This window comes from Micromonospora sp. NPDC047812, assembly GCF_040704175.1.
In the GTDB taxonomy this organism is placed as follows: domain Bacteria; phylum Actinomycetota; class Actinomycetes; order Mycobacteriales; family Micromonosporaceae; genus Micromonospora.
On sequence record NZ_JBEYRY010000001.1, the window covers coordinates 856,772 to 868,867 of the forward strand.

The 12,096-nt window shown below is 72.4% G+C and carries 11 protein-coding genes; 8 read left to right on the forward strand and 3 right to left on the reverse strand.

Annotated features, from left to right (window positions below; genetic code table 11):
* Nucleotides 1-29: 29 nt before the first annotated feature.
* Entirely contained in the window at nucleotides 30-593 is a 564-nt protein-coding gene (locus AB0883_RS03890; protein ID WP_366639232.1) for an RNA polymerase sigma factor, read from the reverse strand.
* 270 nt (nucleotides 594-863) lie between these two features.
* Here AB0883_RS03890 and dnaE point away from each other — a divergent pair, with 270 nt between their 5' ends.
* Complete coding sequence (dnaE, locus tag AB0883_RS03895) at nucleotides 864-4,394, forward strand: DNA polymerase III subunit alpha (RefSeq protein WP_366639233.1); 3,531 nt, start codon at nucleotides 864-866, stop codon at nucleotides 4,392-4,394.
* A 22-nt stretch (nucleotides 4,395-4,416) separates the two neighbouring features.
* Here the strand turns inward: dnaE and AB0883_RS03900 are convergent, their stop codons facing one another.
* Complete coding sequence (locus AB0883_RS03900; RefSeq protein ID WP_366639235.1) at nucleotides 4,417-4,842, reverse strand: hypothetical protein; 426 nt, start codon at nucleotides 4,840-4,842, stop codon at nucleotides 4,417-4,419.
* 150 nt (nucleotides 4,843-4,992) lie between these two features.
* Between AB0883_RS03900 and AB0883_RS03905 the strand changes: the two genes are divergently transcribed.
* The 5 genes from AB0883_RS03905 (at nucleotide 4,993) to AB0883_RS03925 (ending at nucleotide 9,431) form a co-directional block, all read left to right on the forward strand.
* Nucleotides 4,993-5,628, forward strand: a complete 636-nt coding sequence (locus tag AB0883_RS03905; protein WP_366639236.1) for a DUF998 domain-containing protein — start codon at nucleotides 4,993-4,995, stop codon at nucleotides 5,626-5,628.
* 41 nt (nucleotides 5,629-5,669) lie between these two features.
* Nucleotides 5,670-6,041: a YciI family protein gene (locus tag AB0883_RS03910; RefSeq protein ID WP_366639237.1), complete on the forward strand. Its 372-nt coding sequence runs from the start codon at nucleotides 5,670-5,672 to the stop codon at nucleotides 6,039-6,041.
* Between the two features lie 59 nt (nucleotides 6,042-6,100).
* Entirely contained in the window at nucleotides 6,101-7,342 is a 1,242-nt protein-coding gene (locus AB0883_RS03915; RefSeq protein ID WP_366639239.1) for a DUF6596 domain-containing protein, read from the forward strand.
* A 64-nt stretch (nucleotides 7,343-7,406) separates the two neighbouring features.
* Complete coding sequence (locus tag AB0883_RS03920; protein ID WP_366639240.1) at nucleotides 7,407-8,318, forward strand: hypothetical protein; 912 nt, start codon at nucleotides 7,407-7,409, stop codon at nucleotides 8,316-8,318.
* Between the two features lie 75 nt (nucleotides 8,319-8,393).
* Complete coding sequence (locus tag AB0883_RS03925) at nucleotides 8,394-9,431, forward strand: aminotransferase class V-fold PLP-dependent enzyme (protein WP_366639241.1); 1,038 nt, start codon at nucleotides 8,394-8,396, stop codon at nucleotides 9,429-9,431.
* A 30-nt stretch (nucleotides 9,432-9,461) separates the two neighbouring features.
* Here AB0883_RS03925 and AB0883_RS03930 read toward each other — a convergent pair whose 3' ends face one another.
* On the reverse strand, nucleotides 9,462-10,322 hold the full coding sequence (locus AB0883_RS03930) for an SPFH domain-containing protein (protein WP_366639243.1): 861 nt from the start codon (nucleotides 10,320-10,322) through the stop codon (nucleotides 9,462-9,464).
* A 309-nt stretch (nucleotides 10,323-10,631) separates the two neighbouring features.
* Between AB0883_RS03930 and AB0883_RS03935 the strand changes: the two genes are divergently transcribed.
* Both AB0883_RS03935 and AB0883_RS03940 read left to right on the forward strand, forming a co-directional pair.
* Complete coding sequence (locus AB0883_RS03935; protein WP_121395361.1) at nucleotides 10,632-11,393, forward strand: ABC transporter ATP-binding protein; 762 nt, start codon at nucleotides 10,632-10,634, stop codon at nucleotides 11,391-11,393.
* Nucleotides 11,380-12,072 (forward strand): ABC transporter ATP-binding protein, encoded by a 693-nt coding sequence (locus AB0883_RS03940; RefSeq protein WP_366639245.1) that lies wholly within the window; start codon nucleotides 11,380-11,382, stop codon nucleotides 12,070-12,072. The genes AB0883_RS03935 and AB0883_RS03940 overlap by 14 nt, the downstream gene beginning before the upstream one ends.
* The last annotated feature ends 24 nt before the right edge of the window (nucleotides 12,073-12,096 follow it).

Consider the following 12,096-nt stretch of genomic DNA (forward strand, 5'->3'; position numbering starts at 1 on the left):
CGCCACCCTCCGCCGGCGGCCCGGCGCGGTCACCGCCGCCCCTCGCCGGCGGCGGGCTCCCCGGACAGCCGGTGCCGCAGCTGCCGGCGGGCCTCGTGGATCCGCGACTTGACGGTGCCCTCGGGCAGGCCGAGCAGGCCGGCGATCTCCCGGTAGCCCAGCCCGAGGACGTCGCGCAGGGTCACCGCCTCGGCGAGTTCGGGGCGCAGCGCGTCGAGCGCGTCGAGCAGGTCCAGCCGGGTGCCGGCGACCACGCTCGTCCGGCGCGGGTCCACCGGTTCCGGCAGCGGCACGCCGCCGGCCTCCACCAGCCAGCGCCGCCGCAGCACCCGGTACGTGGAGCGGGCCCGGTTGGCCGTCAGCCGGTACAGCCAGGTGTGGAACGACGACCGGCCCTCGAACCGGCCGATGCCCCGGACCAGCGCGAGCAGCGCGTCCTGGCACGCCTCCTCGGCGTCCTCGCGGTGGGGCAGCAGGCGGGCGCAGAGGCGCAGCACCTCCGGGCGGACCGCGACCAGCAGCGCGTCGAGCGCCGCGGGATCGCCGCGCGCCGCCGACTCGACCAGCTCCTCGACACCGTCCGGGAGGGGCATCAGGTCGTCCAATGCTCGCCGGATACCGTCCGTCCAGGCTACGGCCGCGACCGCCGGCCGGGGCGCCCCGAGTCCGGGAACCGACTGCCGGAAGCCGTCGCGGGGCCCCGCCGACCGTCGGCGGCCGGCGCGCGGCGGGGCGGCCGGAGAGACACGCCACCCGGCCCGACCCGGACCGCGCGGCGTCTGGAGCCGCGTCTCGCGGCGGCGATAGGGTAGGCCGTCCGAGCTCGACCATCCCATGATCCGACCCGGGGGGGGGCGCCACGCATGGGCGATTCGTTCGCGCATCTGCACGTGCACACGGAGTACTCGATGCTCGACGGGGCGGCCCGGCTGAAGGACCTCTTCGCCGAGGTCAAGCGGCAGGGCATGCCGGCGGTGGCGATGACCGACCACGGCAACATGCACGGCGCGAACGACTTCTACAAGCAGGCGATGGCCGCCGGCGTCACCCCGATCCTCGGCATCGAGGCGTACGTGGCGCCCGAGTCGCGGTTCCACAAGCAGCGGGTGCGCTGGGGCCGGCCGGAGCAGAAGAGCGACGACGTCTCCGGCAGCGGCGGCTACACCCACATGACCATCTGGGCGAAGAACAAGACCGGCCTGCACAACCTCTTCAAGCTCACCAGCCGGTCGTACACCGAGGGGTTCTTCGTCAAGTGGCCGCGGATGGACGCGGAGCTGCTCGCCGCCAACTCCGACGGGTTGATGGCCACCACCGGCTGCCCCTCCGGCGAGGTGCAGACCCGGCTGCGCCTGGGCCAGTACGACGAGGCGCTCAAGGCCGCGGCGCGGTACCAGGAGATCTTCGGCAAGGAGAACTACTTCCTGGAGATCATGGACCACGGCATCAGCATCGAGCGCCGGGTCCGGCAGGAGCTGCACGACATCTCCCGCAAGCTGGACATCCCGCCCGTGGTCACCAACGACTCGCACTACACGCACGAGTCCCAGGCCGAGGCGCACGACGTGCTGCTCTGCGTGCAGACGGCGGCGAACGTCGCCGACCCGAACCGGTTCCGGTTCGACGGCAGCGGCTACTACATCAAGTCCGCCGACGAGATGCGCGCCGTCGACAACTCCGACCTCTGGCTGGAGGGCTGCCGCAACACCCTGCTGGTGGCCGAGAAGGTCGACCCCACCGGGATGTTCGAGTTCCACAACCTGATGCCCCGCTTCCCCGTCCCGGAGGGGGAGACCGAGGAGTCCTGGTTCCGCAAGGAGACCTTCGCCGGGCTGGCCCGGCGCTACCCCGGCGGCATCCCGGAGGGGCACGTCCGGCAGGCCGAGTACGAGCTGGGCGTCATCATCCAGATGGGCTTCCCGTCGTACTTCCTCGTGGTCGCCGACTTCATCCAGTGGGCCAAGAGCCAGGGCATCGCGGTGGGCCCCGGCCGTGGCTCGGCCGCCGGCTCGCTGGTGGCGTACGCGCTGGGCATCACCGACCTCGACCCGATCCCGCACGGCCTGATCTTCGAGCGGTTCCTCAACCCCGAGCGGGTCTCGATGCCGGATGTCGACATCGACTTCGACGAGCGTCGGCGCGGCGAGGTCATCAAGTACGTCACCGACAAGTGGGGCGAGGACAAGGTCGCCCAGATCGCCACCTTCGGCACCATCAAGGCGAAGGCCGCGATCAAGGACTCGGCCCGGGTGCTCGGCTACCCGTACGCGGTCGGCGACCGGATCACCAAGGCGATGCCCCCGGCGGTGATGGGCAAGGACATCCCGCTGGAGGGCATCTTCGACCCCAAGCACCCCCGCTACGCCGAGGCGGGCGAGATCCGGGGCATGTACGAGGCCGAGTCGGACGTCAAGAAGGTCATCGACACCGCCCGGGGCATCGAGGGGCTGATCCGGCAGACCGGCGTGCACGCCGCCGGCGTCATCATGTCCGCCGAGCCGATCGTCGACCACATCCCGCTGATGCGTCGGGACTCCGACGGGGTGATCATCACCCAGTTCGACTACCCGACGTGCGAGTCGCTCGGGCTGTTGAAAATGGACTTCCTCGGCCTGCGCAACCTGACCATCATCGACGACGCGGTGAAGAACATCCAGCTCAACCACGGCAAGGAGCTGGACCTGCTGGCGTTGCCGCTGGACGACAAGCCCGCGTACGAGCTGCTGGCCCGGGGCGACACCCTGGGCGTGTTCCAGCTCGACGGCGGGCCGATGCGCTCCCTGCTGCGGATGATGAAGCCGGACAACTTCGAGGACATCTCCGCCGTCCTCGCGCTGTACCGGCCGGGTCCGATGGGCGTGGACTCGCACACCAACTACGCGCTGCGCAAGAACGGCCTCCAGGAGATCACCCCGATCCACCCGGAGCTGGAGGAGCCGCTGCGGGAGATCCTCGCGCCCACCTACGGCCTGATCGTCTACCAGGAGCAGGTGCAGCGCGCCGCGCAGATCCTCGCCGGCTACACCCTCGGCCAGGCCGACCTGTTGCGCCGGGCGATGGGCAAGAAGAAGAAGGAGATCCTCGACAAGGAGTTCATCCCCTTCCGGGACGGGTGCCGGGAGCGCGGCTACTCGGACGAGGCGATCCAGAAGGTCTGGGACGTGCTGGTCCCGTTCGCCGGCTACGCCTTCAACAAGGCGCACTCGGCGGCGTACGGGCTGGTGTCGTACTGGACCGCGTACCTGAAGGCGCACTACCCGGCCGAGTACATGGCGGCGCTGCTCACCTCCGTCGGCGACGACAAGGACAAGATGGCGCTCTACCTGTCGGAGTGCCGCCGGATGCGCATCCAGGTGCTGCCGCCGGACGTGAACACCTCCGCGGGGCCGTTCACCCCGGTCGGCAAGGAGATCCGCTTCGGCCTCGGCGCGGTGCGCAACGTCGGCGCCAACGTCGTCGCCGCGATCATGCGCTGCCGGGACGAGAAGGGCGAGTACGCCGACTTCTACGACTTCCTGTCGAAGGTCGACGCCGTGGTCTGCAACAAGAAGACCATCGAATCGCTGATCAAGGCCGGGGCGTTCGACTCGCTCGGGCACTCCCGCAAGGCGCTGCTCACGGTGCACGCCGAGGCGATCGACGCGTACGCCGACGTCAAGCGCAAGGAGGCCGTCGGCCAGTACGACCTCTTCGGCGCCGGCTTCGGCGACGCGGAGACCAACAGCACCACGGTCATGCCCGTGATCGGCGACGGCGAGTGGGACAAGCGCGACAAGCTCGCCTTCGAACGCGAGATGCTCGGCCTCTACGTCTCCGACCACCCGCTCTTCGGCCTGGAGCACGTGCTGGGCGCGGCGGCGGACTGCACCATCGCCGCCCTGTCGGAGGAGGGCACCGTCCCGGACGGGGCCGTGGTCACCCTCGCCGGCATCCTCTCCGGGGTGCAGCGGCGGGTCACCAAGCAGGGCCGGGCCTGGGCGTCGGCCACCCTGGAGGACCTCGCCGGCGGCGTGGAGACCCTCTTCTTCCCCAACACCTACGAGGTGATCGGGCAGTACATCGCCGAGGACGCCATCGTGGTGGTCAAGGGCCGGGTGGACCGGCGCGACGACACCCCACGGATCATGGCGATGGACATGTCCATGCCGGACGTCAGCAGCAACCCGGCGAACAAGCCGGTCACCCTGACCATCCCGGTGCACCGGTGCACCCCGCCGCTGGTGGAGCGACTCAAGGAGACCCTGGTCCTGCACCCGGGCGACACCGAGGTGCACGTCAAGCTGCTCAACGGCGGCCGGACCACCACCCTGCGGCTGGGACCGTTCCGGGTGGCGGCCACCACCGCGCTGATGGGTGACCTGAAGAGCGTCCTCGGCCCCGCCAACGTCAGCTGACGTCGGCGGGGCCGGGCCGGGGTCAGACCCGCGTCATGGTCGAGGGGTAGCCGCCCCCGCCGGGGTAGACCCACTCGCCGGTCACCGTCGCGCCGTCGGCGCTGAACGTGCCCTCGTAGTACGCCGGGCTGCCCTTCGCGCCGCCCCAGATCGTCAGCTTGTCGCCGGTCAGCTCGTAGACGTAGTCGAGGGTGTTGCCGGTCGAGTCGTAGAACCGCGACACCACGTCCGCGCCCGCCGGCTCGCCGAACGGGCGCAGGTTGCCGATCACCTCCAGGCCGGTGACGGGCTGGCCGAACTGGGTGAGCGCGACGCGCTGGAGCAGGAAGAACCGGCCTTCCATCCACTCGTACGTCACGGTCCCCTCGGCGCCGCCGGTGACCGCCCAGGTGCCGACCAGGCGGTCCAGGGCCGTCAGGTCGGCGCTCGGCTGGTGGGTCTCAGACATCTCGTCCTCCTTGATGGGTCGTTGCCGGTACCTCGGAGGCGGCCGGCGGGTCTCGACACGCGCCTGATGTGCCCCCGATCACTTTCCGGTCGTGTCGAGATCCCGGGGCCAGCCACGAGGTAGCGGCAGGAACCCACCAAGGAGGAACCCATGGCCACCCTCGCCGTCCCCACTGCCCGCCGCTCGCCCGACCACCTGTTGCTCGCCGGTGCCCTCGCCGGACCGGGCTTCTTCGCCTCGGCCGTCGTCCAGATGTTGACCCGGGAGGGCTTCGACATCACCCGGCACCCGATCAGCCAGCTCGCCACCGGCGGCCTCGGCTGGATCCAGATCGCGACGTTCGTGCTCGCCGGCCTCGGCGGGCTGGCGCTGGCCGCCGGAATCCGGCGCACCCCCACCGAGGGGGTCGGCCGGCGGGCGCTGCCGATCCTCGTCGGGATCTTCGGCGCCGGGCTGGTCGCCGCCGGTGTGTTCACCATGGACCCGGAGTACGGCTTCCCGGTCGGCACCCCGGACGGGCCGGTCGCGCGGATGTCCTGGCACGGCGTCGCGCACTCGGCCTCGGCGGCCGTCGCCTTCACCGCGCTGGCCGTCGCCGCCATCGTGCTGGCGGTCCGGCACGTGCGCCGCCGGGCGGTGCTGCCGGCCGTGCTGAACGGCGTCGCCGCGCTCGTCCTGCTGATGCCCATGTCGCCGGACCGGATGAGCATCCAGATCGCCGTGAACGGCCTCGTCGCCTTCACCTGGACGACGGTGCTCGCCCTCTCCCTGCGCCGCCCCGCCTGACCCACGTACCGTCGACCAGGCCCGACCAAGGAAGAGGAATCGTGAAGTATCTGCTGCTCAGCTACACCCCGGCTGCCGCCTGGGACGCCGCGACCGCCGACGTCCCGTCCGAGGAGGCGATGGCCGCGTTCGCCGCGTACCAGAGGTTCGAGCGGGAGCTGACCGAGACCGGCGAGTTCGTGGGCAGCGAGGGCCTCGGCCACCCCGTGGTCAGCGCCACCGTCCGCCCGGGCCCGGCCGGCGTGATCGCCACCGACGGGCCGTTCGCCGAGCTCAAGGAGGTCCTGGCCAGCTTCGCCGTGATCGACGTGGCGAGCCGGGAACGGGCCGTCGACATCGCCTCGCGGATCGTCGAGGTGCTGGGTGAGCCGATCGAGATCCGACCGATCATGGGCGAGGACTTCGCGGCGTGACCCACCCGCGCGGGCCCGCGAGCGGAGGTCCTGGAGAGGGTGCGAACGGCGGTGCCGGCGTGACCGCCGACGTCGAGCACCTGCTGCGCACCGAGGCGCCGCAGGTGCTCGGCGCGTTGGTGCGGCGCTTCGGTCACTTCGACGCCGCCGAGGACGCGGTGCAGGAGGCGCTGCTCACCGCGAGCCGGACGTGGCCGGTCGACGGCGTGCCGGAGAACCCGCGCAGCTGGCTGATCCGGATCGGTTACCGGCGGATGGTCGACCTGCTGCGCTCCGAGGGGGCCCGGCGCCGGCGCGAGCAGGAGGCCGCGGCGGCCGAGCTGGCCATGCGGGAGCCGGCCCGCCGGGCGTACCCCCCGCCGGAGACCGACGACAGCCTCACCCTGCTGCTGCTCTGCTGCCATCCGGCGTTGAGCACCACCTCCCAGGTGGCGCTCACGCTGCGCGCGGTGGGGGGTCTGACGACCGCCGAGATCGCACACGCCCACGGGACGACCGAGGGCACCATGGGCACCCGGATCAGTCGCGCCAAACAGCAACTGGCCCGTGCCGGCGCCCGCTTCACCCCGCCGACCGACGCCGACCGGCACGACCGGATGATCGCGGTGACGCGGGTCCTCTACCTGGTCTTCAACGAGGGATACACGGCCTCCGCCGGTGCCGAACTCGCCCGCGTCGACCTGACCCGCGAGGCGATCCGGCTGACCCGGATGCTCCACCACTGCCTGCCGGACGACGCCGAGGTCACCGGGCTGCTCGCGCTGATGCTGCTCACCGAGTCGCGGCGCACCGCCCGCACCGGCCGCGACGAGGAGTTGGTGCCGTTGGACGAGCAGGACCGGACGCGGTGGGATCCCGACCTCGTCCGCGAGGGCACCGAGCTGATCGACAGCGTCTGGAGCCGGCGCGAGGTGGGCCCGTACCAGTTGCAGGCGGCGATCGCGGCCGTGCACGCCGGCGCCGGGTCGCCGGAAAACACCGACTGGCCACAGATCGCGGCGCTCTACCTGTGGCTGGAACGGCTCAACCCCACCGCGCCGGTACGGCTGAGCCGGGTGGTCGCGGTGGCGCGGGCGTACGGGCCGGCCCGGGGGTTGGCCCTGCTCGACGACCTCAACGGGCGCTTCCGGCTGGATCGGGAACCGCTGACCCGGCGACGGGAACGCGCGGTGCGGGCCCACCTGCTCGAGACGACCGGCGAGGCGGCCGGCGCGGCCATCCTGTACCGCGAGGCCGCCGCCCTGACGGACAACCAGGTCGAGCGGCGGTACCTGCTCCACCGCGCCGACCGCCTCGACTGACCACGGCACCACCGTCCCACGAGCGACCAAGCGGGGCCGCGGCGGATGCGGCAAGATCGCGGGCATGACCGTGCCCGCCGGGGAGGCCGTCGCGAGCCCGCTGCGGGTTCGCGACCTGGTGCCGGACTTCCTGGCGTACGCGCGCCGCGCCGCGCACGTCCCCCGGCAGCGGTGGCCAGAGCTGTGGCGGACGCACTACCTGGCACCCCACCGCGACCTGTACGCGGCCCTGGACCGCCGGGGCGACTGGTCCGGGGTGAGCGATCTCGAAGGTGTCCTGGAACGGCTGCACGGGCGGGAGGCGGTGTTCGCCGCGCGCGCGGAGCGGCTGGCCGCGCTGCTGCCCGCCACCGTCGCCGGGGTGGGCCGGGCGATGGGCTGGCCGGGCGACGGGGATCCGCTCGACTGTGTCCTGCTGGTCGGGCTGGAACAGGCCAACGGCTGGGCCGACGAGTTCCGGGGCCGGCTCGCCCTGTTCCTCGCCGTCGAGCGGCTCGGCGAGCCGGAGCACGACGGGCTGCTGGTCCAGCACGAGGTGGCGCACGTGGTGCACGACCGGCTGGCCCACATCCGGGACTGGCCGGAGCACGGGGTCGCCCACGCGCTGCTCACCGAAGGGCTGGCCACCCGGGTGACGGCCGAGCTGGACCCGCGACGACCGGACGACGAGTACCTCTGGATGGGTGCCACGCACCGGCGGTGGCTCGCCGACTGCCGGCGCCGCTGGCCGGAGATCCTGCACCGGATCGCCGCCGACGTGGACGCCACCGACCTCGACCGGTACGCCGCCTGGTTCCTCATGCGCGACAGCGCCCACCGGGGCGACCTGCCGCGCCGCTGCGGCTACCTGGTCGGCCTGGAAGTGGTCCGACTCCTCGGCGAGCGCCATCCGCTGCACGAGATCGCCGCCTGGGACCTCGACCGGGGGCTCGACGAGGTGCGACGAGGTCTGCACGCCCTGCGGGCGGCGGCCTGAGCGCGCCCCACCCGGGGCCGCGAGCGCGGGATTGGCCATCGGAGGTACCCGGCGCGGGTGACTAGCGTCGGCGGCGTGGACATCACACAGGCGCAGAAGTTGTGGCAGCCGCAGCCGGGTTGGCTGAACACCGCCAGCTACGGGCTCCCGCCCGAGCCGGCGTGGGACGCGGTGCAGGAGGCGTTGGCCGACTGGCGGGCCGGGCGCACGTCGTGGGAGGGCTGGGGCCGGGCCACGGAGCGGTCGCGGGCCGCCTTCGCCGGTCTGGTCGGGGTGCCGGTCGCCGACGTCGCGGTCGGCAGCACGGTCTCGCAGTTGCTGGCCCCGGTCGCCGCCGCCCTGCCCGCCGGCGCGACCGTCGTGGTGCCGGAGGTGGAGTTCACCTCCAACCTCTTCCCGTGGCTGGTGCAGGCCGAGCGGGGCGTGCGGGTTCGCCCCGCGCCGTTGGCCGGGCTCGTCGACGCGATCGACGCCGACACCGACCTGGTCGCGTTCAGTCTGGTGCAGTCGGCCGACGGCGCGGTCGCCCCGTACGCCGAAGTGGTTGCGGCGGCCCGGGCGCACGGCGCGTTCGTCGCGGTCGACGCCACCCAGGCGTGCGGCTGGCTGCCCTTCGACGGGAGCCTCGCCGACGTGGTGGCGGTCGGGGCGTACAAGTGGCTGATGGCCCCGCGCGGCTCCGCGTTCGCCTACCTGGCGCCCGCGCTGCGGGAGCGGCTGCGCCCCGACGCCGCCGGCTGGTACGCGGGGGACGACCCGCACGCCTCCTACTACGGCCTGCCGCTGCGCCTGGCCGCCGACGCCCGCCGCTTCGACATCTCGCCGGCCTGGTTCAGCTGGGTCGGCACCGCGCCCGCACTGGAACTGGTCGCCGAGATCGGCGTGCCGGCCGTGCACGCGCACGACGTCGCCCTGGCCAACCGGTTCCTCGCCGGGCTGGGCCGGCCGCCGGGGGAGAGCGCGATCGTCGCGGTGGAGGTGCCCGGCGCGGCGGAGCGCCTGGAGCGGGCCGGCGTCCGGGCGGCGGTCCGGGCCGGCCGGGTGCGGGCGTCCTTCCACATCTACTCCACCGAGGACGACGTCGACCTCGCCCTGGACGCGCTCACCGGCTGACGCCGGGGCGGGGTCGACGTCGGCCGGCCGTCACTTGGCGCCGGTGATGATCCCGGGGTTGATGCAGAGGCCGGGGTTGCTGCCGTTGCGCTCGGCGATCTCCAGGCACCGCGACACCTTGTCGACCTTCGCGTTGGTCTCGGTGATCTGCTTCTGGATGGCGGCGTTCTTCCGGTCCTGCTCCAGGTTGCGGGTCTGGGCGAGCTTGTCCTGGAAGGCCTTGATGTTGCCCTCGGTCTTGTCGTCGTGGTTGACCCGGGTGATCGTGACCGACAGGATGTCGACGTCGCTGGCGAGCCGCGACTCCGCGCTGGTCTTGATGCTCTCGGCGAAGGGCTTCAGGTCCACGTTCAGGCTGCCGGTGTTCGAGTCGATCTTCTCCAGCGGGTTGTACGTGGCGAAGGCGTCGTTGACGGCGCTGTCGAGCTGCACGCCCACCCGCTGACCCCGGAAGCTGTCGAAGTCGCCCTTGTAGTCCATGAACTGCTTCGGCGCGTTCTCCGGCTTGACCTGCCATTCGACGAGCACCTCGACGCAGGCGTCGGCGAGCGTGCCGGTGCGGACCCGGACGCAGTGGTCGCCGCCGATGTGGTCGTACTTCTGCCGGCCCGCGTCCCACTCGCCCACCTTCTGCCAGGGGGCGACCCACTTCAGGCCGGAGCCGGTGACCTTGCCCGTCGGCTTGCCGAAGCTGGTGACGATGCCGACCGAGCGGATCGGCACGGAGTGGGCGCTGGAGCCGACGGTGAACACGACCGTCCCGACGAGGCAGGCGAGCGCCGCCAGGGCGGCGGTCCGCTTGGTCGACCTGTTCGGGGCGGCGAGGGCGAGCAGGCCGGATATCGCCAGGCCGACGGCGAAGATGATCGCAACAGTGAAGCCGAAGGGCATTCGCTCGGCACCTTTCGCGGGAGGGGGCCATCACCCTAGGGGCATCCGTCAAGGCGGAGCGCAGGTGGGGCGCGGCGTGGCGCGCCCACATGGGCGTGGTACGGAACGACCCGGCAGTCACCATTGTCGATGCCGACGGGCGGGGTGGCCGGGCGGCGGAATGGAGTTCCCGCACGGTCCGGCGTCCCGGAATGTGGCTGCCATCGACATAGTTCGACATCCCGGCGCCGCCGTAGGTTTCCAGCACACGACGGCCATGTGACCCCGGTCACCGATCAGGCCGTCGCCGGACCTACGAAGGAGTAGGCGATGGCCGGGCAAGCGCTCCTGTCGGCCCGCGGGCTGACCCGTGACTTCCGGGGTTTCCGGGCGGTCGACGGGGTCGACCTCGACATCGCGGCGGACAGCGTCCACGCGCTCGTCGGTCCCAACGGCGCCGGGAAGACCACCCTGTTCAACCTGCTCACCGGCTTCCTGCGGCCCAGCGGTGGGCGCATCGAGCTGGACGGCCGCGACGTGACCGGGCTGCCCCCCGAGCGGGTCGCCCGGCTCGGCGTGGCCCGGTCGTTCCAGATCACCAGCCTCTTCCCGCAGCTCTCCGCGCGGGAGCACGTCGAGTTGGCGTTGCAGAGCCCGAGCGGACTGGGCTGGCGGTTCTGGCGTTCGGCGAAGCTGATGCGCCGCTACACCGACCGGGCCGGCGAACTGCTCGACATGGTCGGGCTGGCCGAGCTGTCCGAGGCCCCCGCCGAGGCGCTGGCGTACGGGCGCAAGCGGGCGCTGGAGCTGGCCATCGCCCTCGCCCTGGACCCGAAGGTGCTGCTGCTCGACGAGCCGACCGCCGGGATGGGCCTGGAGGACGTCGACCGCACCGTCGAGCTGGTCGCGCGGGTCCGGCGGGGCCGGACGGTGGTGCTGGTCGAGCACAACATGAGCGTCGTCGGGCGGCTCGCCGACACCGTCACCGTCCTACAGGCCGGCAAGGTCCTCGTCGAGGGCCCGTACGAGCAGGTGCGCGCCGACGAGCGCGTGATCACCGCCTACCTGGGAGCCGCTGATGCTGCGCATTGAGAACCTGTCCGCCTGGTACGGCGAGGCGCAGGTGCTGCGGGAGGTCAGCCTGGACGTCGCCGCCGGCGAGGTGGTCACCCTCGTCGGGCGCAACGGCGCCGGCAAGTCCACCCTGCTGCGCTGCGTGATGGGCCTGCACGCCGGCCAGCGCGGCAGGATCGAGCTGGACGGGCGGGACGTCGGGAAGCTGGCCGCGTACCGGCGGGCACGGCTGGGGCTCGGCTGGGTCCCCGACGACCGGGGCAGCTACGCCACGCTGAGCGTGACGGAGAACCTCACCCTGCCGCCGACCGTCGGGCCCGACCCGTGGCCGCTGGAGCGCGTGTACGAGGCGTTCCCCGCCCTGCACCAGCGGCGGGACTCGGCCGCCACCATGCTCTCCGGCGGCGAGCAGCAGATGCTCGCGCTGGCCCGGGTGCTGCGGATGGGCGCCCGGCTGCTGCTCTGCGACGAACCGACCGAGGGACTCTCGCCGCTGCTCGTGCAGCAGGTCGGCGACCTCCTGCGCGAGGCCAAGCGGCACGGGGTGACCGTGCTGCTGGTCGAACAGAACCTGCACTTCGCCACCGGCGTCGCCGACCGGCACTACCTGCTGGCCGAGGGACGCGTCGTGGAGGCGTTGGACAACTCCGAGGTGCGCTCCCGGGAGCGGGAGCTGCTGTCGTACCTCGGCATCTGAATTCCGATTCGACGACCCGCGCGG